The organism is Hydrogenophaga crassostreae (genome assembly GCF_001761385.1).
Classification (GTDB): Bacteria; Pseudomonadota; Gammaproteobacteria; order Burkholderiales; family Burkholderiaceae_C; genus Hydrogenophaga; species Hydrogenophaga crassostreae.
In genome coordinates this window covers 237333-260476 of sequence record NZ_CP017476.1, presented here as the reverse complement: position 1 = coordinate 260476, position 23144 = coordinate 237333, and the positions used below count along the sequence as shown (strand labels likewise).

Annotated in this window: 18 protein-coding genes and 1 riboswitch; of the genes, 7 read left to right on the top strand and 11 right to left on the bottom strand. The window is 62.8% G+C overall.

Annotated features, from left to right (window positions below; translation table 11 throughout):
- Window positions 1-271: 271 nt before the first annotated feature.
- The 5 genes from LPB072_RS01275 to LPB072_RS01255 form a co-directional block, all read right to left on the bottom strand.
- Window positions 272-1261 (bottom strand): ketopantoate reductase family protein, encoded by a 990-nt coding sequence (locus LPB072_RS01275; RefSeq protein ID WP_066095097.1) that lies wholly within the window; start codon window positions 1259-1261, stop codon window positions 272-274.
- A gap of 569 nt (window positions 1262-1830) precedes the next feature.
- The gene (locus LPB072_RS01270) at window positions 1831-3354 is read right to left on the bottom strand and encodes a tripartite tricarboxylate transporter permease (protein WP_082877124.1); all 1524 of its coding nucleotides are present in this window, start codon (window positions 3352-3354) and stop codon (window positions 1831-1833) included.
- Window positions 3355-3369: 15 nt separating this feature from the next.
- On the bottom strand, window positions 3370-3834 hold the full coding sequence (locus LPB072_RS01265) for a tripartite tricarboxylate transporter TctB family protein (RefSeq protein WP_157694181.1): 465 nt from the start codon (window positions 3832-3834) through the stop codon (window positions 3370-3372).
- A gap of 88 nt (window positions 3835-3922) precedes the next feature.
- On the bottom strand, window positions 3923-4882 hold the full coding sequence (locus LPB072_RS01260) for a tripartite tricarboxylate transporter substrate binding protein (RefSeq protein WP_066095091.1): 960 nt from the start codon (window positions 4880-4882) through the stop codon (window positions 3923-3925).
- 215 nt (window positions 4883-5097) lie between these two features.
- On the bottom strand, window positions 5098-5502 hold the full coding sequence (locus LPB072_RS01255) for a RidA family protein (RefSeq protein ID WP_066095088.1): 405 nt from the start codon (window positions 5500-5502) through the stop codon (window positions 5098-5100).
- A gap of 180 nt (window positions 5503-5682) precedes the next feature.
- Between LPB072_RS01255 and LPB072_RS01250 the strand changes: the two genes are divergently transcribed.
- The 3 genes from LPB072_RS01250 to LPB072_RS01240 all read left to right on the top strand — a co-directional run bounded on the left by LPB072_RS01250 (window position 5683) and on the right by LPB072_RS01240 (window position 9097).
- The gene (locus tag LPB072_RS01250) at window positions 5683-6609 is read left to right on the top strand and encodes a LysR family transcriptional regulator (RefSeq protein ID WP_066095085.1); all 927 of its coding nucleotides are present in this window, start codon (window positions 5683-5685) and stop codon (window positions 6607-6609) included.
- A gap of 129 nt (window positions 6610-6738) precedes the next feature.
- The gene (locus tag LPB072_RS01245) at window positions 6739-7794 is read left to right on the top strand and encodes a homocysteine S-methyltransferase family protein (RefSeq protein WP_066095083.1); all 1056 of its coding nucleotides are present in this window, start codon (window positions 6739-6741) and stop codon (window positions 7792-7794) included.
- A gap of 352 nt (window positions 7795-8146) precedes the next feature.
- Window positions 8147-9097 (top strand): TerC family protein, encoded by a 951-nt coding sequence (locus LPB072_RS01240; RefSeq protein ID WP_066095081.1) that lies wholly within the window; start codon window positions 8147-8149, stop codon window positions 9095-9097.
- 30 nt (window positions 9098-9127) lie between these two features.
- On the opposite strand, the gene LPB072_RS01235 is transcribed toward LPB072_RS01240, so the two are convergent.
- From LPB072_RS01235 to LPB072_RS01215, 5 genes are all read right to left on the bottom strand, one after another.
- Complete coding sequence (locus tag LPB072_RS01235) at window positions 9128-10114, bottom strand: 2-dehydropantoate 2-reductase (RefSeq protein WP_066095078.1); 987 nt, start codon at window positions 10112-10114, stop codon at window positions 9128-9130.
- 179 nt (window positions 10115-10293) lie between these two features.
- On the bottom strand, window positions 10294-11307 hold the full coding sequence (gene add / locus LPB072_RS01230) for an adenosine deaminase (RefSeq protein WP_066095075.1): 1014 nt from the start codon (window positions 11305-11307) through the stop codon (window positions 10294-10296).
- 182 nt (window positions 11308-11489) lie between these two features.
- Window positions 11490-12116: a Crp/Fnr family transcriptional regulator gene (locus LPB072_RS01225; RefSeq protein WP_082877122.1), complete on the bottom strand. Its 627-nt coding sequence runs from the start codon at window positions 12114-12116 to the stop codon at window positions 11490-11492.
- A 135-nt stretch (window positions 12117-12251) separates the two neighbouring features.
- Window positions 12252-13121 carry a pirin family protein gene (locus tag LPB072_RS01220; protein ID WP_066095072.1) on the bottom strand — a complete coding sequence of 290 codons (870 nt, stop codon included), beginning with the start codon at window positions 13119-13121 and terminating at the stop codon, window positions 12252-12254.
- Between the two features lie 81 nt (window positions 13122-13202).
- On the bottom strand, window positions 13203-14054 hold the full coding sequence (locus tag LPB072_RS01215) for a pirin family protein (RefSeq protein WP_066095070.1): 852 nt from the start codon (window positions 14052-14054) through the stop codon (window positions 13203-13205).
- A 182-nt stretch (window positions 14055-14236) separates the two neighbouring features.
- A riboswitch (S-adenosyl-L-homocysteine riboswitch) is annotated at window positions 14237-14349 on the top strand.
- Window positions 14350-14419: 70 nt separating this feature from the next.
- On the opposite strand from LPB072_RS01215, the gene metH reads away from it, so the two are divergent.
- Entirely contained in the window at window positions 14420-17116 is a 2697-nt protein-coding gene (gene metH, locus LPB072_RS01210) for a methionine synthase (RefSeq protein WP_082877136.1), read from the top strand.
- A 212-nt stretch (window positions 17117-17328) separates the two neighbouring features.
- Entirely contained in the window at window positions 17329-19191 is a 1863-nt protein-coding gene (locus LPB072_RS01205; RefSeq protein ID WP_066095065.1) for a right-handed parallel beta-helix repeat-containing protein, read from the top strand.
- Between the two features lie 124 nt (window positions 19192-19315).
- Here the strand turns inward: LPB072_RS01205 and LPB072_RS01200 are convergent, their stop codons facing one another.
- Complete coding sequence (locus LPB072_RS01200) at window positions 19316-20881, bottom strand: YifB family Mg chelatase-like AAA ATPase (protein WP_066095060.1); 1566 nt, start codon at window positions 20879-20881, stop codon at window positions 19316-19318.
- 401 nt (window positions 20882-21282) lie between these two features.
- Here LPB072_RS01200 and LPB072_RS01195 point away from each other — a divergent pair, with 401 nt between their 5' ends.
- Both LPB072_RS01195 and LPB072_RS01190 read left to right on the top strand, forming a co-directional pair.
- Window positions 21283-21621, top strand: a complete 339-nt coding sequence (locus LPB072_RS01195) for a P-II family nitrogen regulator (protein ID WP_066095057.1) — start codon at window positions 21283-21285, stop codon at window positions 21619-21621.
- A 35-nt stretch (window positions 21622-21656) separates the two neighbouring features.
- The gene (locus LPB072_RS01190; protein WP_066095055.1) at window positions 21657-23090 is read left to right on the top strand and encodes an ammonium transporter; all 1434 of its coding nucleotides are present in this window, start codon (window positions 21657-21659) and stop codon (window positions 23088-23090) included.
- Window positions 23091-23144 lie beyond the last annotated feature (54 nt).

The window sequence follows — 23144 nt, the reverse complement described above, 5'->3', positions numbered from 1 at the left end:
GGGGAGGTCGGGGTCGGTATAGAAACGCAGGACTCTTGAAGAAAGGCCCCTGCGAAGGGTTGGCCGGTACGGGCGGGGCTGTGGCCACTCCATGCAGAAGCGGTTTCACACAGCGGCAGACACTGTAACGCGCCACCGGCCACCATGCCCGCCCGCTTCAAAGCGGTATGGGCATGACAGGCGGTTCATTGTCCATGCGCCCGGTCTTCCCCCGGCTGTTGAGCGGGCAGACCGGGCGGCACCGCAGGCCCGCAGGCTTTCGTCTCCGCACCTACGACCCGCTGCGATCCAGCGCATGTATCAACGAGACAACCGCTTCATTGAACGGCGTTTCGACCCCGTGTGTGCGGCCCATATCCACGATGGCCCCATTCAGATAGTCGATTTCGGTGCGTCGCCCTGCGCTCACGTCTTGCGCCATGGATGACCGGTGGTTCGCGCCACTGGGAATCACAACAGGCATCAGCACGTCCGCCACATACCGTGCGCCGTCTGGCGCGGCGGCCTGGTATTGGCGAGCAGCGGCAAGCACGCGGATAGCTTCATCTGCCAGCCTGCCAATGAGATGGCGTGAGTGTGAGTGGGTCACCAGTTCACCATAGGTCTGACCGGTGAGGGCACCCACGGCGTTGAGGCAGCAGTTGAAGAGGAATTTGTTGAGCATGGCAGGCTCAATGTCGGCATCGTAGACAACAGACAAGATGCCGGAGCCGGCCGAGTCGGCCAGCGCCCGCATGTTCCCTGCTTCGCATCCATACAGTGTGCCCACACGCAACGGGCCAGCCACCCCGTTGATGTGCACGTGGTTGGGCGCGCGCCGTTCGCTGCCAATCATCATCATGCTTGAGAAGAGCCCGACATGCGGGGGCAGAAGGGCCCGCGCTTCGTCGGCCGAGCCCCAGCCGTTTTGCATCAGCAACACGGCGCGGGGTCCCGACCCGCCGCCAACCTGCCACTGGGTCACCATGGCGCGCACCGCATCTGCCACCTGGTAAGCCTTGGTTGCAACGATCAACACATCACAAGCCAGGCTGGTGGCACCGGGATGGCTGGCGTCGTCCACGTTGATCGCGCCGGGCACGATGGTGTGCTCCCCCGAAACACCGGTGACATGGAGGCCTTCGCGCCGCAGCAAGTTGACAGATTCATCGCCCCGCGTCAGCAGCGTGACCGCATGGCCGGATTGCGCAAAGGCGGCGGCCACCCCCAGCCCCACGGAACCGGTGCCCAACACGGTCAGGCGTTGGTGCTGAGTTGTCATGCGAAGTCCTATCAAGATGGCCGGCGCACGGGCCACAGTGAACAGGAGCCCAAGAGCCGGTTCGAATCAGCCAGATCCTTCTACCGCAACCAGACGCGCCGCGCTGCAGGCGGCACGGCTCGGCTTGACACGCCGGTGAACCGGACCGTTGCAGAGCGAACCCCCAGGCCTCAGCGCAGGGGGGGAATCGAACCACGATTGGTACGGTTAGCCGTCGCCTTGGTGCATTTGGTGCGCCCCCCATGCGCCAGTTGTCTGCCGCCAGTGTCCTCCAGCTTTCACATAGAAATAGGCATGCGACCTTCTTTCGCTTCGGCGCAAACGAAGGGGCGAGCGCGGATCGAGCCACCAAGCATGCGCCCGGATTGGCGGTTTGCCTAGGGGCGTCCGCCCGGCCCTGCCATGTAGGAATGAGGGCGCTCATTCCAACAGCCCTGGCTTGGGCAGCGGGTGGTGGTGCTCAATCCCGGTACATAGGGGTCAGTCCGTCAAACATTTCTGGCCCCACCATGGGTGCCGGGACGGCAGATCCGAGGAAATGCAGCGGCCTGAACCAGCCTGGGTAAGGTTCAGGACCCGCGTGCGCCCGCCCCTTCGGTCGCGGCCAGTTTGGCTTCGATCTTTCGGTGGCCGCGGATCGAGAGCACCAGCGCAGCCACCGCCAGCAGCATCAGACCCACCGCGATCGGGCGGCTGAACAGGATCAGGGGATCGCCGCCTGAAATCACCATCGCACGCCGCAGGTTGGACTCGGCCATCGGTCCAAGAATGAGCGCCAACAAAATCGGAGAGAGGGGGTAGTCGTAGCGCTGCATCACGTAACCCAGGATGCCGAAAGCCAACGTGGTGTAGACGTCAAACACATTGCTGCGCATGGCATAGGCGCCCACCATCGACATCACAAAGATCGACGGAGTCAAGATGGCCCGGTCCACCAGAATCACCTTGGCAAACATTCGAATCCCAGCCGCGCCGATGAACAGCATGGCTATCTGCGCCAGCATCATGGAAGCAAAGATCTGGTACACAAAATCCATGTGCTCTTTGTAGAGCATGGGGCCGGGTTGCAGGCCCTGAACCACGAAAGCACCCAGCAGCACGGCCGTGACCGCATCGCCCGGAACGCCCAGCGACAACAGGGGAATCATCGCGCCGCCCGAGCAGGCGTTGTTGGCGCTCTCACTCGCCGCGAGGCCCTCGATTTCACCGGTGCCAAAACGCTCGGGATGCTTGGCGTTCCGTTTGGCCTCGCCATAGGCAACAAACGCGGCGATGTCGCCCCCCGCACCGGGTATGGCTCCGATGCCTGTGCCGATCACACTCGATCTGGTCAGGGTCTTGAAGGTCTTTTTGATATCTGCCCAGCTGGGGAGGTACCGGTCGATGTTCGCCTTGACTCGCTCAATCTTGCCGGTCTTTTGCACCTCGTTGAAAACCTCAGAGACGGCAAACAGGCCAATCAATGTGGGAATGAAGGGCGGGCCTTCCATCATTTCGATCATCCCGAAAGTGAACCTGGGAAAGCCGGAAATCGGGTCAAAACCAATGGTGGCGATCATCAACCCGAAAAAGGCCGACATGGCGCCTTTGATCAGCGAGCGCCCCGAGATGGAGACGATGACCGACAATCCAAAAACGGCGAGGCCAAAGTATTCAACCGGCCCGAATTCCAGCGCCACTCCGGAAATGAGCGGCGAGGCGAAGGTCATGATCAGTGCGCCCACCACGCCGCCGAAAAAGGACGCGAACAAGGCCATCGACATCGCGCGCCCCGCTTCGCCGCGTTGGGCCATCGGGTAGCCCTCCAGCAACGTGGCAGCCGCAGCCGGGGTGCCCGGTGTTCGTATCAATATGGCCGAGATGGAGCCCCCATACATGGCACCACAATAAATGCCGATCAGCATGGAAATGCTTTCCAGCGGCGCACGCCCGAAGGTCAGCGGCACCAGGAGCGCGACACCCATGGTCGCAGTTAGGCCTGGCAGCGCCCCCATGGTGATGCCAGCGGCCGTGCCGATGCAGATCATCAAAATGATGCCTGGCGAAAAAACCGCCGAGTAGCTCGAAACGAGAAGGTCCCAATTGATTCCCATGGTCAAGCGTCCTGGCTAAAGCAAGCTGTCCAGCACGCCGGGTGGCATGGACAGGTGAAGCAGTTTTTCAAACACCAGCCAGACACCCGCCGTGATCAGGGTGGGGACCAGGCCAATGAGCAAGGGGTTGCGTTTGCCCAGCACCCACATCATGAAAGTCAGGAACACGATGCTGGTCGGGATGAAACCCAGGGGTTCCATGACCGCGACAAACAGGATCGCCGCACACAGCGTGATCAAGCCCCGGCGCACACCCACGTCCGACCACTGCCGGGATTCAAGCCTGCCTTTGCTCTTGCCTTGAATGGCTTTGACCAGCAGCGCCCCACTGAACAGAATCAAGCCACCGGCCAGCATGCTCGGAAAGAAGCCTGGCCCGATCTTCATTACCACATCGGCTGGCATGTTCGAGCTGGTCCACAAGACCCACAGCCCCGTGAAGATCCCGATCAGCCCTCCGACAATGTCAGCGACTTTCATATGCAGCCCCATCCAGCCAGGGACCGCGCAGGTCCCCGTTGACAAAAAATGGGGGGAGCACATGGCGCCCCCCCAAACACCTTTCCCCTTACTTCTTGGCCAAACCAAGGCCCTTCATGACCGACTCCACATCGCTGGCGTTTTGGCCCAGGAACTGTGTGAACGCTGCAGAGTCCTGGTATGACAGGTTGAGCGATGCCTTGGCGGCAAAGTCCTTGAACTCGGCGGAGTCAAAGGCCTTTTTGTAGGCGTCGGCGATCCTGGTCTTGGCTTCAGCGGGCACACCCTTGGGCAAGGCCAGGCCGCGCCAGGTGTAAAACTGCACGTCAACACCCTGTTCTTTGAAGGTCTGCACGTCGGGGAAGATCTTGTCGCGTTCGCTGGACATGACGCCCAGAATTTTGAGATTGCCGGCCTGTACCTGGCCTTTCACCTCGGCGACGGACACCGCCACGGCCTTGATGTGTCCGCCCACCAGCGCGGTGACCGCAGGGTTTGCGCCGTCAAATGGCACGTGCTTCACGGTGACGCCAGTTTTGTCGGCGGCCAAACCGGCGGCGATATGCCAGACCGAACCCGGGCCGGAGTTGCCAATCGTGATCTCACCGGGGTTGGCCTTGGCGTAGTCCATGAATCCCCGCACGCTGCTGTACGGCGCGTCGGCCTTGACGGTCAACGCGGCGGGATCCGAGTTGATGCGCATCAGGGGATCAAAGTCTTTCCAGGTGAACGGCACCAGGCCCTGTGGTGGCAAGGAGTTGAGTTCGAAGGTGATCATGCCCACCGTGTAGCCGTCTGGGCGCGCAGCACGGATCGCATTGTGACCAATGGCGCCAGCGCCTCCAGTCTGGTTGACCACGTTGATGGTTTGACCCAGGTGCTTCTCGGCTTCTTTGGACAGCGCGCGCAGCAAGGTGTCGGTGCCACCACCGGCCGACCAGGGACAAATGACGGTAACCGGTTTCTCAGGATAGGCCGCCAGCGCGGGCAGTGCCGCCAGGGTACCCACCAATGTGAGCGAGCTGATGATGAGATTTCTGCGCTTCATGAATTCACCTCTTTAGTGCTGTGGCTCGGTGACACAAGAGGCCATCAAGAGCCGGTTGGAGAACCGCCAAACCGTTTAGCCAATGGCCTGCTTTGCAGGCCGTTGCATTGGCCTGAAACCGGTTTCCAATCATTGTAGGAGCCGGCCCGCCCAAGAGGGAACTGTGGAAAACCCTCGTTCCAGGCACATCGGGCCCCAGCCTCACCGGATTGCGGTCAGTTCACAGCGGTGTCCGGCAGCTTGGCGATCACCTTGATCTCAAAGTCAAAGCCGTAAAGCCAGGTCACGCCCACGCCCGTCAAGGTCGGGTACGGGGCTTCACCCCAGTTTTCTCCAAACACGTTCCAGATGCGTTCGAACCGGGTTGCAGGATCGACGATGAAGACGGTCACATCGACCACGTCTTTGAAGGTGCAGCCGGCGGCTTCCAGGATCGCGTTCAGATTGGCGAAGGCGCGCCGAACCTGTGCTTCCAGACCGGTTTCGGGCGAGCCGTCGGGCAAGCTGCCCACCTGGCCGGAGACAAACAGAAAGCCGTTGGAGCGGATCGCCGGTGAATAACGGTTCTGGTCGTACAGGGCTTGGCGCCCGGCGGGAAAAACAACGTCGCGTGCCGTCATGGGAGTCCTTGTTTGGAAAATGGAAAGACCGCTTTCAATACAGCGGCAAACGGAGCAAGGCAGGCATTTGCCGGCCGCTGCCGAAGGACTTTAGATGTGCGGCAACGCCAGATAAACAGGCCAATCGCACAATCACTGTTTGTGAATTTCAAACAATCCATCGGGTAACCAGGAGTCGACATGGACCGTTTTGATGCGATGCAAACCTTCGCCCGCGTGGTGGAGGCTGGCAGCTTCACCAAAGCCGCGCAAACCCTACACATGAGCCGCACCACTGCCACGCAACTGGTGCAACAACTGGAGTCGCGCCTGCGCGTGAAGCTGCTGCACCGGACCACGCGAACGGTTCGCCTGACCGAAGACGGCGCGGTCTACTATGGGCGGGTTGTCCGGTTGCTGGCCGACCTGGAAGACGCCGACACCAGTGTGTCCAGCGCATCGGCCGCGCCCAAAGGCCGTCTTCGCGTCGATGTGCCCAGCCCCATTGCCCGTCTGATCCTGATGCCCGCGTTGCCGGACTTCCACGCGCGCTACCCCGATATCCAGCTGGACATGGGCGTCAGCGACCGCATGGTGGACCTCGTCAGCGACCACATCGACTGCGTCTTGCGCGCCGGCGAGCTGGCCGACTCATCGCTGACAGCCCGGCGGGTGGGCGAGCTGCCCTTGGGCGTCTATGCCGCACCCAGTTACCTGGCACGGTGCGGCACACCGGCACACCCCCAGGCGCTGGAAGACAGCCCCCACCGCACCGTGGGCTTTCTCGGCGCCCGCAACGGCCATATCACACCCATCGCCATGCGCCGCGATGGCGTGCAACTTGAAGTACAAGGGCGGTATGTGGTCGCGGTGGACGACGGCAACGCCTATCTCGCCGCAGGGTTGGCCGGCATGGGCGTGATGTGTGTGCCCAGCTACATGGCAGCGCCGTACCTTGCCCAGGGCGAGCTGGTGCCCCTGTTTGAAGAGTGGCGTTTCGAAACCATGCCGCTGTATGTGGTTTTCCCGGCCAACCGCCACGTCGGTGCGAAGCTGCGCGTTTTCATGGATTGGGTTGCCGGGCTCATGGCGCTGCGTGTCCCAATGAGCGACCCGCGCCCCGGGTGAACGCCCCCGGCTGCGAAGTGGCATCGAGCCCGCGCACACGCCGTGCAGACACCCACGGCCGCAATGAAAAACAGCGGGCAAATGCCGGGGCGCCGGCGCGCATCGCCCGGACTTCCTACAATCCTCTCCATGACCGCTCCAACCTACACCCGCGCACAGGCTCTGCCTGAGATCCTCAAGAACCGCATTGCCGTGCTCGATGGCGCCATGGGCACCATGATCCAGCGCTTCAAGCTCGACGAGGCGGCTTACCGCGGTGAGCGTTTCAAGGACTTCCACAAAGATGTGAAGGGCAACAACGAGTTGCTGAGCCTGACCCGGCCCGACGTGATCCGCGATGTGCACGAAAGCTACCTGGCCGCCGGCGCCGACCTGATCGAAACCAACACCTTTGGCGCGACCACCATTGCGCAAAGTGACTACGACATGGCCGATCTTGCGCGGGAAATGAATGTGGCCTCGGCCCGCATTGCCCGCGAAGCCTGCGACAAGTTCTCAACGCCAGACAAGCCACGCTTCGTGTGCGGCGCTCTGGGCCCAACCCCCAAGACCGCCAGCATCAGCCCCGACGTCAACGACGCCGGCGCCCGGAACGTGACGTTCGAGCAGCTGCGCGCCGCTTACCTGGAACAAGTGGAGGCGCTGGTGGAAGGCGGTGCCGATGTGCTGCTGGTGGAAACCATTTTCGACACGCTCAACGCCAAGGCCGCGCTGTTTGCGATCGACGAATACTTCGCCAACAGCAACGAGCGCCTGCCGGTGATCATCAGCGGCACCGTGACCGATGCTTCTGGCCGCATCCTGAGCGGCCAGACGGTGACGGCCTTCTGGGCCAGCGTGCGCCACATCCAGCCGCTCGCCGTGGGATTGAACTGCGCGTTGGGCGCCACACTGATGCGCCCTTACATCCAGGAGTTGAGCAAGGTCGCAGGCGACACCTTCATCAGCTGCTACCCCAACGCCGGACTGCCCAACCCCATGAGCGACACCGGGTTTGATGAAACGCCCGATGTCACCAGCCGCCTGCTGCGCGAGTTCGCGGCCGAGGGTCTGGTGAATATCGTGGGCGGCTGCTGTGGCACCACGCCGCAACACATCGAGGCGATCCACCAGAGCGTGGGCTCGCAACCGCCCCGCAACCTGAAGCGCGGCGTGTTTTACAAGGAAGATCCGGTCGCGGCCTGACGGCGGCTCACCAGTTTTGGGGCGAGCGGGCTGCCAGCGCCAGGTCTCCGGCGGACACGGACGTGTTGCAGAACGACCCTTCTGTTTTTCCTGAAGCAGCTTCCACTTGCCGGGTCTGCGTGAGACTTTGACAATCGCGGTTTCCCTTCAAGGGGAGTAGCCATTCACGTCACCACCCGGGCCTTTGCGTCTGGCCGTTGACGCGGGGAAGTTTTCGTCAACACGCGGTGTGATCCACAAGATCACACGGCCGGAAACTTCGGGTGGGGCAGGGTCTTTGATGATTCCGCCCCCCTCAGGCAAGACCTTGCGGGGTGTTTCTCAACAACACCCAAACTGAGGCTTGTCGCTCATGGAAACCATTGCGCCCCTGTGGCTGTGGATCGTCTTCGTTGTCTTTGTGATCGCGGCGCTGTTCGTCGACTTTGTCGTGCTCAAAAAGCAGGGCGCGCACGAGGTCACGATCAAGGAGGCGGTCAACTGGTCGCTGGTCTGGGTGGGCCTGAGCTTTGTGTTCAACGCGCTGTTCTGGTGGGCCGTCAAGGACAGCACGGGCTCCACCGCCGTCGCCAATGAAAAATCGCTGGAGTTCCTGACGGGCTACCTGATCGAGAAGAGCCTGGCGGTCGACAACATTTTTGTTTTCCTGCTGATCTTCACCTACTTCGCGGTGCCTTCGGCGTTCCAGAAGCGGGTGCTGATGATCGGCATCATCGGCGCGATTTTCCTGCGCTCCATCATGATTCTGCTGGGCGGCTGGCTGCTGTCGGAGTTCCACTGGATCCTGTACCTGTTCGGAGCGTTCCTGATCCTGACCGGTGTGAAGATGTGGTGGGCCGCCGGCAAGGAAGAGAGCCTGGAGGACAACCCTGCGCTCAGGCTGCTGCGCAAGGTCTTGCCCGTGAGCCAGCACTACGACGGCGAAAAATTCTGGACGGTGGAAAACGGCAGGAAGATCGCCACGCCACTGTTGATGGTGATCTGCCTCGTGGGGTTGACGGACGTGATCTTCGCGGTGGACTCCATCCCCGCCATCTTCGCGATCACCAAGGACCCGTTCATCGTGCTGACCAGCAACGTCTTCGCCATTCTCGGCCTGCGTGCCATGTTCTTCCTGCTGCAGGCGGCGGCCAGCCGCTTCCACCTGCTCAACTATGGGCTGGCGGTGATCCTGGTCTTCATCGGCAGCAAGATGATGCTGATCGACGTTTTCAAAATTCCAGTGTCGGTCTCGCTGGGTGTGGTGCTGGGCATTCTGGCCATCACCATGGTCTGGAGCAGCAAGACGGCGCCCAACACCTGACGTGCCAGGACCCGCTTGATGGGCGCGGGCTCAATGAACCGCCCGGATGCGCGCCACCATGGTTTCGTTGAGCGGAGCGCGAATGCCCAGCGAATGGGCCAGGCGCACCACCTCGCCGCTCAAGGCGTCGATTTCTGTGACACGGCCCAGCGCCAGGTCGTCGGCCATGCTGGAGCGCGCTTTGGGGTCGATGCGCAGCATGCGCGCAGCGATGCGGCGAAACAGCGGCGTGGGAAGACGCAGCACCAGCACAAACAACGGCCATGGCATGGGCGTCAGGCGCGCGGGCCGGATGCCCGCCGTTTCCATCACACCCAAAGCCTCTTTCACGAGCGCCGCGAATTGCCGCCGGTGGCGCGCATCGAGCAGCTCGGCGAGCAACGGCAGCCCCGACAGAGCATTGACCGGGTTGTTGAGGTTGAGCAGCAACTTGCCCCATTGAATCGGCTTCAGGTCGGCGTGCACATCCAGCGGTATGCCCGCAGCGGCAAAAACGGGCAGCCAGGCGTCAAGGGCACGGGAGTCCCGGGTGGCCAGATGGCCTGTCGTGCCCCGGTGGAATTGGCCTGGAGCCAGTTCGGCGATGTTGTAGGGCACCATGCCCGGCAACACACGCAGGCCCGGCGCCGCCGCCTTGGCCTGCTCGGCATTGCGCAAGCCGTTTTGCATGGAGAGCACCAGCGTGTTGAATGGCAGCTGGTCGGCCAGCTCTGCCGCGGCCTGGGCCGTGGCCGGGCTCTTCACGCAAAGCAGCACCAGCGCGGGCTCAAGCCCGGCAGGGGTGTGCTCGTGAAGCCTCAGCGCGTCGGGGGGCAGCTGGTGATCGGCGCCGTCCAGATCGGTGATCCGCAAGCCATGGCAACGCAGCGCATCAAGCACGCGCGGGCGCCCGACAAAGTCCACCGTCACACCCGCCGCCTGCAAGCAGCCGCCAATGTAGCAACCCACGCTGCCCGCCCCCATGATCAGCACCGATCCAGGTACGACCACAGGCACGATCCGTTGCGGGTTTTTCATGCCGGCACTTTCGCAGCGAACAGGCCGTCACAGGCGGGCAGATGGGTGGTTCGAAGGGGCATGGTGGCGCAGAGTATAGGCAGGGAGCGCCCAAGCATGGGGCCAAAACGTCCGTGCGCCTGTCAGAGGCCGGACACAGCATCGCAGCCATGGCGCATGGCGCCACTGGTTGCAAGACCTCACCAACGACTCAGCGCCTGCCTCAAACGGTCTTTCACCACCTCGCCGGCGAAGCTCGCTTCGATCGACGTGCGCGCCACAGCTCTGAGCACATCATCTGACCAGCCGAAGGCCGAGCGGCACAAGGCGTATTCCTTCTCCAGCGTGGTGCCCAGCAACACCGGATCATCGGTGTTGATCGACACCCGGACACCCGCCTGGCGCAGCCGTTCGATGGGGTGCCTCTCGATCGATGGGCAGACCCCGAGCAGGATATTGGAAGTGGGGCAGATGCCCAGCGGAATGCCCCGCTCGACCAGCAACCGCACCACGCCGGGGTCTTCGATGGCGCGAACACCGTGGTCGATCCGGTCTGCCCCCAACAGTTCGATGGCATCGCGCACGCCTTCTGGCCCGCTGGACTCACCGGCGTGCACGGTTCGCTTCAGGCCCGCCGCTCCCGCGCGCCGAAACGCCTCGACAAAGCGCGGGCCGGTGCGCCCCGCCGCTGCTTCATTGCCATCGATGGACAGGGCGACCACACGCGGATGGGCCAGCTCGATCAGGGCATTCACCAGTTGCACAGCGTCGTCAGCCGACTGGGTGCGCAGCAGGCTGACACACAGGCCCACCGGCGTAAAACCTTCGCGCTCGGCAGCGCTGAAGCCCGCGTCGATGGCATCCAGCATGGCTTTCAACCGGCCATCCCAGGCGTGCCAGTGGGTGGGATTGACGATCACATCGGCATAGCCCACGCCACTGGCCGCGAGGCGCTTGCTCAGACCATGGCTGAGCTCGGCCAGCCGTTCACTGGTGGAGGCCAGGCCGCAGGCCCAGTCCAGAAAATGCAAAAAATCGGCCAGGCCCTGAAAGTCCAGCAGGTGCTCGACCGGTCTTGGCATGGGCACGCCAGCCTCCTGGGCCCATTGCGCCAGAACGGCGGGCTCGAAGGCGCCCTCCAGATGCAAATGCACCTCCGCTTTGGGCAGCATGCGCAGGCGCTCAAGTTCCAAAGGGGGTTGTTTTGCGGTCATTGGCGGGCCTCTGGGCAAGTCGAAACGGGGTATCCGGACCGCCCAAGCTTGCCGCCATGCTGCTCGGGTTGCATGGGCCGGAACACATAGCGGCTATCCAGCGGGGCATATGGCGGAAAGGTCGCGGGCGACGAACGTCGTCGGCCACCATGAAAAGTGGCGCCTCAGATACCGGCAGGCTGCTATTTCAGGCGACGATCGGGGGTTGGCATCAGAGCGTCAATTTCCTGTTGCATGGTTTTGACCAGGTTGCTGTAGACCTGCAGTTTGTGGCCACTTTCGCGCAAGCGCTCGCCCAGACGCTGGGCCACGGCGGTCATGAGTTTGGCGGCCACTGCGGGTTGCTCGGCGATGAGTGCCTCCAGCGCTTCTCGCGTGAGCACGGCGCAGCGCACCTGCGAACTGGCGATGCACGAAGCGGAACGAGCACCGCCGTCCACCAGGGCCATCTCGCCAATCAGGCTGCCCGGACCGAGCACCGTCACCGTGGCAGGATTGGCGCGGCTGGCCATCACGGTTTCGACCGTGATGTCTCCGCTGAGCACGAGCACCATGAAGCCGGTGTCGTCGGTTTCGCCCTGGCGAATGATGGTCGCGCCCGTTTCAAACTGGCAGGGGCGCATGAAGCCCACCACCACGAGCGCTTCGATCTCGCTGAGCTGCATCAGCGCCGTTGGCGCGCGCAGCAACAGCGCCGCTTCATGGGCACTGACCGAGGCACCCACCGCAGCCCGGCGCTCCGACGGCAACTGGGACTCGGGGCCGTCCCCACCAAAACGTGAACCGAAAAATTTGCCGATAAAAGACATGCAGGTTAAAGCTGAAATGAGGGGTCGGTGACAGGGAAAAGCCAGAGTCGATTGTGCGCCGGATGCCACAGTTTGCAAATGCACAGGGCTGCCACACGCCGTTTGTCAGCGCAGCGCACACAGGCTCACATGACCCTATTCAGGTAACGGAATGCGCTCCTCACAATCATCGGGCGGGAGGGCAAAGCGTCCGGACCGCCAGTCGGCTTTGGCCTGTTCGATGCGCTCTTTGCGCGACGATACGAAGTTCCAGAACAGGTGGCGTTCACCCAGCGGCTCACCGCCAAAAACCATCAGCGTGGCAGCCGCACCCGCGCTGATCTGGGCCGTGTTATCACCGTCAAAAACCAGCAACTGCCCTGCAGCGTACACCGCGCCAGCGTGCTCCACCTCGCCTTTGGCCACGTAAACCGCTTGCTCGCTGTAGCCACCGGGCAAAGGCAGGCGCGCTCCCGGGGTCATTTCCACATGCAGGAAAAACAGCGGCGAATGGGTTTGCACGGGACTGGTCTGGCCATAGGCTGTACCCGCGACAAGGCGGCTCCAGACGCCACCGGTGTTTTGCTCGGGCAGCGCCTCCTTGGGATAGTGGGTGAAAGCAGGCCCGGTTTCTTCGTCTGCCTCAGGCAATGCGACCCACAGTTGCATCAGCTCCAGACCACCATCCGCGTAGGAGTCGGGGTGTGTAAAGCGTTCAGAGTGGGTGATGCCGCGCCCGGCTGTCATCCAGTTGACTTCGCCGGGTCGAATGATCTGCAGCGTGCCGAGGCTGTCGCGGTGCGTGATCTGGCCACTCAGCAGGTAACTCACGGTCGACAGGCCAATATGGGGATGGGGCCGCACATCGGATTTTCGGTCGTATCCGGACGGCAGCGGCACCGGGCCCGCATGGTCCAGAAACACGAAAGGCCCCACATTGCGCCGTTTGGCAAAAGGCAGAACGCGCCGAACCTTGAGCCCATGGCCCAAATCGGCCTCGCGGGCATTGATCACCATTTCAAGCATCGTGTTCTCCTGGAAAAATTGCGCCACCACTGACCTGCAAGCCGAGACTACCGTTGGCGAGGCGGGTGAACAAGAGGGGGGTCAAAACCGTCCACTCTGAAAATCGGCAAAGGCCTGGTGAATCTCGGCTTCGCTGTTCATCACAAAAGGACCATACCCCACCACCGGTTCATCAATGGGCTCACCACAGAGCCAGAGCACCGTGGCGTCGGTCAGGACATGCAGCGTCACCCCTTCGCCTTCACGGGAGAAAACCATCATTTCAGCGTCGCTCGCCTCAACCCCTTCAGGCGTTGCCACAAGGCCCCTGAGCACCAGCGGCACCGTGGTGTGGCCCTCGGGGGCAGGCAAGACAACCGTGCTGCCTGCTTTGAGTTGCAAGTCCCATACCTGCATGGGCGTGAACGAATGGGCTGGCGCTTGGGCGCCCATGAAGTCTCCGGCGATCAGACGCGCCGTGCCCGCTCCGTCGGGCAATTCGACGGTGGGCGTCTGTGCGGCAGTGATGCCCTGGTAGCCCGGCGGACCCATCTTGTTGCGCGCGGGCAGATTGACCCACAGTTGCACCATTTCAAATGGCCCGCCATCGCGCGCATAGCGCTCTCCATGGAACTCCTCGTGCACGATGCCACCAGCGGCGGTCATCCATTGCACACCTCCCGGGCCGATGGTGCCACCGGCACCAGTGGAGTCGCGGTGCGCCACCTCACCGTGGTAAACGATGCTCACGGTCTCAAACCCCCGGTGTGGATGCTGGCCCACGCCCCGGCGCTGGGTCGTGGCGTCAAAACGGGTTGGGCCGGCGTAGTCGAGCAGCAGGAAGGGTGAGAAAGCGGTCGGGTTGTCCTGGTACGAAAAAATGCTGCGCACCGGAAACCCGTCGCCAACCCAGTGGCCATTGGGGTTGCGCTGGATGAAAGACAGGGTTTTCATTAGGGTGACTCCATTGAGGCGCCATTCTCTGCCGACCCCATCGCACGCACCGCGGGTAGGGTTTTACCGATCGGGTCACTGTGCCTGGTTCGGGTTGTGGTCGGACCGGCCTGCATTGGCACAGAAAAGCGACCTGCGAGAAAGAGATTTCGCAGCGATGCCGGGCGCCGTTAAAATCGAAAGCTCTCAAGGAGCGCTGCAGCACCCGCCCGATACGGGCCGGTGTCAGGCTTGAGTCACAGGCATCGCACAGATACCTGCCGGTTTCTCCGGCTTCCAACGGCGCTCACCAGCTATTCAAAGAACCCTGGTGAGCCCCTATGTCTGACGTTTCCACCTCCCCCGCTTCCCTTGCCTTGCCGCAGATGCTGCTGTCGGGTCTTGAACCCCTGCGCATTGGAGACGACAGCCTGTTCGTCAACGTTGGCGAGCGCACCAACGTGACCGGCTCCAAGGCTTTCGCCCGCATGATCCTGAACGGTGAATACGAGCAGGCCCTGGCCGTGGCGCGCCAGCAGGTGGACAACGGCGCACAGGTGATCGACATCAACATGGACGAAGCCATGCTCGACAGCAAGGCCGCCATGGTGAAGTTCCTCAACCTGATTGCCGGCGAGCCCGACATCGCGCGCGTGCCGGTGATGGTGGATAGCTCCAAGTGGGAGGTGATCGAAGCCGGTCTGCAGTGCATCCAGGGCAAGGGCGTCGTCAACTCGATCAGCATGAAAGAGGGCGTGGACGAGTTCAAACGCCAGGCCAATCTGGTCAAGCGCTACGGCGCGGCAGCCGTGGTGATGGCGTTTGATGAAAAGGGCCAGGCCGATACCTACGAGCGCAAGATCGAGATTTGCGAACGGGCCTACCGTGTGCTGGTGGACGAAGTGGGTTTTCCGCCTGAAGACATCATCTTCGACCCCAACATTTTCGCGATTGCCACCGGCATCGAAGAGCACAACAACTACGCGGTCGACTTCATCAACGCCACCCGCTGGATCAAACAGAACCTGCCTGGCGCCAAGGTGAGCGGTGGCGTGAGCAACGTGTCGTTCAGCTTCCGTGGCAACGACCCGGTGCGCGAAGCCATTCACACGGTGTTCCTGTACCACGCGATTCAGGCCGGCATGGACATGGGCATCGTCAACGCCGGCATGGTCGGCGTGTACGACGAGCTGGAACCCGAGCTGCGCGAGCGGGTGGAAGACGTGGTTTTGAACCGCCGCGCCGACGCCGGCGAGCGGCTCGTGGACGTGGCCGAAAACGCCAAAGGCATGGCCAAGGACGACAGCAAGAAAAACGAATGGCGCGCGCTGCCGATTCGCGATCGCCTGAAACATGCGCTGGTGCGCGGCATGAACGAGTTCATCACCGAAGACACCGAAGAAATCTGGCGCGAGATCGAGGCCGACGGCGGGCGCCCGCTGAACGTGATCGAGGGGCCGCTGATGGACGGCATGAACGTGGTCGGTGACCTGTTTGGCCAGGGCAAGATGTTCCTGCCCCAGGTGGTGAAAAGTGCGCGGGTGATGAAGCAGGCCGTGGCGCATTTGCTGCCCTACATCGAGGCCGAAAAAGCCGCGCTGGCCGCCGCTGGTGGTGACGTGAAAGCCAAGGGAAAGATCGTGATCGCCACGGTGAAGGGCGATGTGCACGACATCGGCAAGAACATCGTCACCGTGGTCCTGCAGTGCAACAACTATGAGGTGGTGAACATGGGCGTGATGGTGCCCTGCCACGAAATTCTGGCCAAGGCCAAAGAAGAAGGCGCCGACATCGTGGGCCTTTCGGGTCTGATCACGCCCAGCCTGGAAGAAATGCAGTACGTGGCGGGCGAGATGCAGAAAGATCCGCATTTCCGCGAGAACAGCATTCCGCTCATGATCGGTGGCGCCACCACCAGCCGCGTGCACACCGCCGTGAAGATCGCGCCGCACTACGAGGGCCCCGTGGTCTATGTGCCCGATGCCTCACGCAGCGTCAGCGTGGCGCAAAGCCTGCTGGGCGACAACCGCGTGCAGACCATTGCCGCTCTGAACGCCGACTACGACAAGGTGCGCACGCAACACGCCAACAAGAAGCAGGTGCCGATGTGGTCCATCGACAAGGCGCGCGCCAACAAGACGCCGATCGACTGGGCGGCTTACCAGCCCACCAAACCGAAGTTCATCGGCAAGCGGGTGTTCAAGAATTTTGACCTTGCCGAGATCGCGAAGTACATCGACTGGGGCCCGTTCTTCCAGACCTGGGATCTGGCCGGCCCCTACCCCGCGATCCTGACCGACGAAGTGGTGGGCGAGCAGGCGACCAAGGTGTTCGCCGATGCGCAAGCCATGCTGAAAAAGATCATCGAAGGCCGCTGGCTCAGCGCCAACGGCGTGATCGGCCTGTACCCGGCCAACATGGTGAACCACGACGACATCGCGCTCTACACCGACGAGAGCCGCAACGACGTGGCGCTCACCTGGCATGGCCTGCGCCAGCAGACCGAAAAACAGGAGATCGACGGCGTCATGCGCCCCAGCCGCTGCCTGGCCGATTTTGTGGCGCCCAAAGGCACGGCGGACGACTACGTCGGCATGTTCGCGGTCACTGCCGGGCTGGGTTCCGAGAAGAAGGAAAAGCAGTTCAACGACGCCAACGACGACTACAACGCCATCCTTTTCAAAGCCCTGGCCGACCGCCTGGCCGAGTCTTTCGCCGAGTGCCTGCACCACCGCGTGCGCACCGACTTCTGGGGCTACGCGGCCGATGAAGCCCTCAGCAGCGAAGAACTCATCAAGGAGAAATACCAGGGTATCCGCCCGGCCCCTGGTTACCCTGCCTGCCCCGATCACACAGTCAAGCGCGCGATGTTCGAGGTGTTGAACTGCGAAGAGATCGGCATGGGTGTGACCGAAAGCCTGGCCATGACGCCGGCGGCCAGCGTGAGCGGTTTTTACCTGAGCCACCCGCAGAGCACTTACTTCAACGTGGGCAAGGTGGCCGACGACCAGATGGACGATCTGGCCACGCGCAGCGGTGTGGCGACAAGCGAACTGCGGCGCTGGATCGGTACTGGTTTGTAACCCGGCAGTCAACAGCTCAGCGTTTGGTTGGCAGGTAGCGGCTTTCCCGCGGACGGCACGCTCTCAGGCTGATGCTTGAAGGCGGTCCTTTGCGCGGGTGGCCGCCAGGCGCACAGGGGACGTGCGCAGGGTTCCATGCGCACCCCGGTTGCGCGATGATGTGGTCGGCCTGCCCATATGGAGGCGCGCCAGTTCCAGTGTCAGGAAGCACCATGTGGCCAAAGACCCCCCATTGGCGCCGCACCCCTTGCCTGGTGCGGTGGACGGCAGGCGCTGTGCTGTTGCTCGGCCTGTTGTCTGCTTGTGGCGGCGGACGCGATACAAGCCCTGAACGGGGCCAGTCGGCCACGGGTGCCAATGTGCGGGAAGCATCGATTGAGACGGAGGACACCCGATGGCGGCAGGCCGCCGCCTTGAACACCGAAACCCTGAGTGAAGCGGCCAACGCACCGGCGATCAACGAGGGCCTGAAGAAGGCCGCCAGCCAGGGCACCATGCGCCCGGTCTTCCGTTTCTACAACCCCGTGGCGGCGGTGCATTTTTACACCATCAGCGCCAGCGAACGCGATCAGGTGATCCGCATGCTGCCGCAGTTCCAATACGAAGGGCAGGCATTTTCAGCCAGTGTGGACGAGGCCCCGGGACTGAATGCGGTCTACCGGTTTCTCAACACCGTCAGCGGGGTGCATTTCTATTCCATCAGCGCCGAAGAAAAGACTTACATACAAAACAACCTGCCGACGTTCCGCTATGAAGGGGTGGCCTACTACGCGAGCCAGGTCGCGGCCACAGGCTTCAACGCCCTCTACCGGTTTTTTGTGCTGTCCAAAGGGGTGCACTTCTATACGGCCAACCCGGCCGAAGCGGCCAGTATCCGTGCCCTCCCCGCCCGGTACAGGGATGAGGGCGTCGGCTATTTCGTCGGCCCAACCGTCGAAGATACCGCTGCAAACGCTTCTCCATGTGAGACGGCTACAGGAAGGGTCTTGTCGGTCGGCCCCGGGAAAGCCTACGCGGGCCCCCGCGCCGCATCCCTGGCCGCCATGGCCGGCGATGTGATCAAGATCGATGCTGGTGAGTACCGGGGCGATGTGGCGTTCTGGTCGGCAGACAATCTGACGATTTGCGGCGTGGGCGGGCAGGCCCGCTTGTATGCCGACGGGCAAAACGCAGGCGGCAAAGCCATCTGGGTGATCCAGGGCAGCAACATCACGGTCGCCAATATCGACTTCCATGACGCCAAGGTCGACGACCGCAACGGCGCCGGCATCCGGGCTGAACACGCCAGCGGCTTCCTGCGCATCATCAACAGCGGCTTTTACGACAATGAAAACGGCATCCTTGCCGCAGATGGTCCGACCACCATCCTCATCGAAGGCTCGGAGTTCGCGCGCAACGGAACGGGCTTGCCCAACGGACAGACCCACAACATCTACATCAACCACATCGATTCGGTGAGGGTTTCGGCCAGCTTCTTTCACCAGGCCAAATACGGCCACAACTTCAAAAGCCGTGCGAAGGAAACGGTGATCGAGAACAGCTACCTCATGGATGGCCCAAGCGGCTACTCAAGCTACCTGGTCGACACGCCCAACGGGGGCCGGGTGGTGCTGCGTGGCAACCTGTTGCAAAAAGGGCCTCAGGCCGCCAACCGCACCGCCATCGCCTACGGCGCAGAGGGCCTTCAGGCTGGAACCAACACACTGCTGGCCTCCCACAACACCATTGTTCTGACCCGCCCCAACAGCACGTTTTTCAGCGCCCCTGCTGGAACCCAGTCGATCCAGCTCACCGCCAACTTGCTGGCCAGCACCAACAACGACGAGCTCATTCGGGGCGGGTTTTCCTCCACTCTGATGCAACAGGCCGGAACCGTCCTGGGCTCGAGCGCCCAGATCACCGCGCCAGACAGCCTGGTCGCGCCCAATTTCTGGCCCAACGCCAGCTTGCTGTCCCGGTTGCCCTTGTCGGGCATACCCGATCCGGGCTACGCCAACGACTCACCAGAAACCTTTCGCCTGAGGGCGCTGGTGGGAGCGTCTCGGCTCAGCGGTGCTTTGCAGTCCGCGCCGTGACTTTGAAGGTGGCCTGTGCTGGCATCGCCCCAGCCAACGCCCAACGCCCAGCGCGCACAGGCCGGTCGCGTCCGGGGAAGGCCCGGCCAAACCGGTCATCGACCGCGCCGTGTGAAACGGGCCCTCAGCCGTTTTGCCGCAATGCCCGCCGGTACTGAACTGCCTCGGCCACGTGCGCAGCAGTCACGTTACCGGCTCCAGCCAGATCGGCAATTGTGCGCGCCACGCGCAACGCGCGGTGCGTGCTGCGCGCGCTCCAGCCCAGCCTCGTCGAGGCGGTGTTCAAGAACGTGAGTGCCGCCGCTTCAGCGTGCAGATGCTCATCCAGTGCCTTGCCCGCCAGCGCCTGGTTGTTTTGGCCTTGTCGCGCCATGGCGCGCCAGCGTGCAGCCACCACCCGGTCACGAACCGCCGCGCTGCCCTCTCCCGCTGCGCCGTGCAACAGATCATCCGATGCAATCGCAGGCACTTCAACGTGCAGATCGATGCGGTCCAGCAACGGACCGCTGAGCTTGCCCTGGTAGCGGAAAATCTGATCGGGCGTGCAACGGCAGGCCCGCGCGGGATGGCCTAGGTAGCCGCAGGGGCAGGGGTTCATGGCGGCGACCAGCTGAAACCGGGCGGGAAATTCGCTTTGCATGGCCGCACGCGAGATGCGGATGTGGCCACTCTCCAGGGGTTCGCGCAATGCCTCCAGAGCCGCCCGGGGAAACTCGGGGAGTTCATCCAGAAACAGAACGCCCTGGTGGGCGAGCGAGATTTCGCCGGGCCGCGGCGGTGAACCACCGCCCACCAGCGCAACGGCGCTGGCACTGTGGTGGGGTGCGCAGGTGGGACGCTGACCCCAGCGGTCCAGGCTGAACCGGCCCGCGAGAGACGCCACCGCTGCCGATTCCAGCGCTTCACCCGTGCTCATCGGCGGCAACAAACCCGCAAAACGCTGGGCCAACATGCTTTTGCCCGAACCGGGTGGGCCCATCATCAACAGGCTGTGGCCGCCCGCGGCCGCGATTTCCAGGGCGCGCTTCGCCGCCGACTGGCCCTTGACGTCCGACAGATCGGCATAGCTTGCCGCCACTTCGTTCTGGCGCGCCGTGAGCCGCGCCCACCCGTCGCCCTCCGGCAAAGGCAAGGCCTCTTCGCCCGCCTTGTTCGACACAGGCAGAAACTGGGCCACCACGTCAAGCAGGTGGCGCGCCCGGTACACATGCGCTTCGGGCACCAGCGCCGCCTCTTCGGCGCTGCCGGGGGGCAACACCAGGCTGGCCGTTTGCTCACCCGCCTGCTCGGCTGCGCGGTGCAACGCCAGACTCATGGCCAGGGCACCACGTATGGGCCGCAGGTCGCCGCCGAGCGACAACTCGCCAGCGAACTCCCAACCGGTCAAACGTTCGGCTGCAATCTGGCCGCTGGCGGCAAGGATGCCCAGGGCAATGGGCAAATCGAAGCGTCCCGAGTCTTTCGGCAGATCGGCGGGCGCCAGATTCACGGTGATGCGCTTGTTGCTGGGAAAGTCCAGACCCGCGTTGGCGATGGCCGAACGCACGCGTTCGCGTGCTTCTTTGACCTCGGTATCGGCCAGACCAACCAGAGTGAAGCTGGGCAAGCCATTGGCCAGATGCACCTCCACCTGAACCGGCCGCGCCTCCAGCCCCAACAACGCACGGCTGTGCACCAAAGCTAAGCTCATTGATTCCTCCCTGTTTCGGTGCGCACTTTTGTGGCCCCGCTGCGCTTTGACTCGCACCACAACGGTGCGGCAACCCCACCCGTGACAGCAGGTCGGCTTGCTCCAAGCCAAAAGATCATGGCACAAGCCGCGCCTGGCCGGATGCACCGCGCTTTTCAGTGGCAGCGAAGGGCGTCAGAACCGCCGGACTGAGGCCCTCGTCACGCGGAGCCAGTGACGCTGAAAACGGCTTGGCACGCTCTGTGCATAAGAAGTTGCACGTTGTGTTTCGGCCAGGGGCTTTCCGCCTTGAACCGGTTCACTTCTTCAGCGGTGTGGGTCCTCAACCCCCCACACCGAAACCCACGATCCCGGCGCTGGCTTATCCAGAAACGCCCTGAAGAAAACAGAGGAACCACAGCATGAAAATGGTCTCGGCCGTCATCAAACCGTTCAAGCTGGACGAGGTGCGCGAAGCACTGTCCACCATGGGCGTGCAAGGCATTACCGTCACAGACGTCAAGGGCTTTGGCCGCCAGAAAGGCCACACCGAGCTGTACCGCGGCGCGGAATACGTGGTCGACTTTCTGCCCAAAGTGAAACTCGAAGCCGCCGTGTCCGACGACCTCGTCGACCGCGTGATCGAGGCGATTGAAGGTGCTGCCCGCACCGGAAAGATCGGCGACGGAAAGATTTTCGTCACCGACTTGGAACAAGTGGTTCGCATCCGCACCGGCGAGACCGGCCGGGAAGCGCTCTGATCGCCGCCACCAGCAACCCAAGAAAGAGCAAAGCAATGAAAAAACTTCTGATCACCCTTACGCTGGGCATGGGACTGGCCTTTGGCGGCCTGAACGCCATGGCTCAAACCGATGCGGCTCCTGCCGAAGCCGCCGCCGTCACGACAGCGGTCGAAGCAGTGGTTGAAACCGCCACCACAGAAGCGCCCGCCATGGCCGAGCAAGCCGCACCGGCACCCGAGGTTGCAGCGCCAGCCCCCACCGTCGACAAAGGTGACGTGTCCTGGATGATGCTGTCAACCCTGCTGGTCATCATGATGGCCGTGCCCGGACTGGCCCTGTTCTACGGCGGTTTGGTCCGCAGCAAGAACATGCTGTCGGTGCTGATGCAGGTGATGGTCGTGTTCTCGCTGATCTCCGTGTTGTGGGCTGTTTACGGCTACAGCCTGGCATTCGGTGGAGAAGGCCTGATCTTCGGCAACCTCGACAAGGTGTTCCTGCTCGGCGTCACACCCGACTCGCTCGCCGACACCTTCACCGACAACGTGAAGATTCCCGAATTCATCTTCATTGCCTTCCAGGCCACCTTTGCCGGCATCACCTGCGCACTGATCGTGGGCTCGTTCGCCGAACGCATGAAGTTCAGCGCCGTGTTGCTGTTCTCGGTGATCTGGTTCACCTTCAGCTACCTGCCGATTGCCCACATGGTGTGGGGCGCTGGTGGTTACCTGCTCGACAAAGGTGCACTCGATTTCGCCGGCGGCACCGTGGTGCACATCAACGCGGCCATGGCTGGCCTGGTGGGCGCCTACATGCTGGGCAAGCGCATCGGCTACGGAAAAGAATCCATGGCGCCTCACAGCCTGACGCTGACCATGGTCGGTGCCTCCCTGCTGTGGGTGGGCTGGTTCGGTTTCAACGCCGGCTCCAACCTGGAAGCCAACGGCGGCGCCACGCTGGCCTTCATCAACACGCTGCTGGCCACCGCGGCGGCTGTGCTGGCCTGGATCCTGGGTGAAGCCATGCACCGCGGCAAGGCTTCGATGCTGGGTGGCGCTTCGGGTGCGGTCGCTGGCCTGGTCGCCATCACCCCCGCATGCGGTTCGGTTGGCCCCATGGGCGCCATCATCATTGGCTTGCTCTCCGGTTTCCTCTGCTTGTGGGGTGTTTCCGGTCTGAAGAAAATGCTCGGCGCAGACGACTCGCTTGACGTGTTCGGTGTGCACGGCGTCGGCGGCATCCTGGGCGCCCTGTTGACCGGTGTGTTCACGGCCCCTGGCCTGGGCGGCACGGGTGGCGAAGACTTCTCGATTGCCAGCCAGGTGCTGATCCAGGCCGAAGGTGTCGTGATCACCATGGTGTGGTCGGCCGCGGTGGCGTTCGTGGCCTACAAGGTCGTGGACATGCTGGTGGGCCTGCGGGTGTCGGAAGAATCGGAACGCGAAGGTCTGGATATTTCGTACCACGGCGAAACGGCCTACAACCGCTGATCTCACACAACCACTGAGTTCTCCAGAGAACTTGGGCCCCGCGCTGCTTCGGCA

What these genes read in the sequence shown, in the direction of transcription:
- LPB072_RS01225 (WP_082877122.1), bottom strand. Translation starts at nt 12,116, where the DNA reads ATGTCTTTTATCGGCAAATTTTTCGGTTCACGTTTTGGTGGGGACGGC.
- LPB072_RS01245 (WP_066095083.1), top strand. Translation starts at nt 6,739, where the DNA reads ATGACCGCTCCAACCTACACCCGCGCACAGGCTCTGCCTGAGATCCTC.
- LPB072_RS01250 (WP_066095085.1), top strand. Translation starts at nt 5,683, where the DNA reads ATGGACCGTTTTGATGCGATGCAAACCTTCGCCCGCGTGGTGGAGGCT.
- LPB072_RS01220 (WP_066095072.1), bottom strand. Translation starts at nt 13,121, where the DNA reads ATGCTTGAAATGGTGATCAATGCCCGCGAGGCCGATTTGGGCCATGGG.
- LPB072_RS01205 (WP_066095065.1), top strand. Translation starts at nt 17,329, where the DNA reads ATGTGGCCAAAGACCCCCCATTGGCGCCGCACCCCTTGCCTGGTGCGG.
- LPB072_RS01265 (WP_157694181.1), bottom strand. Translation starts at nt 3,834, where the DNA reads ATGAAAGTCGCTGACATTGTCGGAGGGCTGATCGGGATCTTCACGGGG.
- LPB072_RS01195 (WP_066095057.1), top strand. Translation starts at nt 21,283, where the DNA reads ATGAAAATGGTCTCGGCCGTCATCAAACCGTTCAAGCTGGACGAGGTG.
- LPB072_RS01270 (WP_082877124.1), bottom strand. Translation starts at nt 3,354, where the DNA reads ATGGGAATCAATTGGGACCTTCTCGTTTCGAGCTACTCGGCGGTTTTT.
- LPB072_RS01255 (WP_066095088.1), bottom strand. Translation starts at nt 5,502, where the DNA reads ATGACGGCACGCGACGTTGTTTTTCCCGCCGGGCGCCAAGCCCTGTAC.
- LPB072_RS01200 (WP_066095060.1), bottom strand. Translation starts at nt 20,881, where the DNA reads ATGAGCTTAGCTTTGGTGCACAGCCGTGCGTTGTTGGGGCTGGAGGCG.
- LPB072_RS01275 (WP_066095097.1), bottom strand. Translation starts at nt 1,261, where the DNA reads ATGACAACTCAGCACCAACGCCTGACCGTGTTGGGCACCGGTTCCGTG.
- LPB072_RS01190 (WP_066095055.1), top strand. Translation starts at nt 21,657, where the DNA reads ATGAAAAAACTTCTGATCACCCTTACGCTGGGCATGGGACTGGCCTTT.
- LPB072_RS01260 (WP_066095091.1), bottom strand. Translation starts at nt 4,882, where the DNA reads ATGAAGCGCAGAAATCTCATCATCAGCTCGCTCACATTGGTGGGTACC.
- LPB072_RS01235 (WP_066095078.1), bottom strand. Translation starts at nt 10,114, where the DNA reads ATGAAAAACCCGCAACGGATCGTGCCTGTGGTCGTACCTGGATCGGTG.
- add (WP_066095075.1), bottom strand. Translation starts at nt 11,307, where the DNA reads ATGACCGCAAAACAACCCCCTTTGGAACTTGAGCGCCTGCGCATGCTG.
- LPB072_RS01240 (WP_066095081.1), top strand. Translation starts at nt 8,147, where the DNA reads ATGGAAACCATTGCGCCCCTGTGGCTGTGGATCGTCTTCGTTGTCTTT.
- metH (WP_082877136.1), top strand. Translation starts at nt 14,420, where the DNA reads ATGCTGCTGTCGGGTCTTGAACCCCTGCGCATTGGAGACGACAGCCTG.
- LPB072_RS01215 (WP_066095070.1), bottom strand. Translation starts at nt 14,054, where the DNA reads ATGAAAACCCTGTCTTTCATCCAGCGCAACCCCAATGGCCACTGGGTT.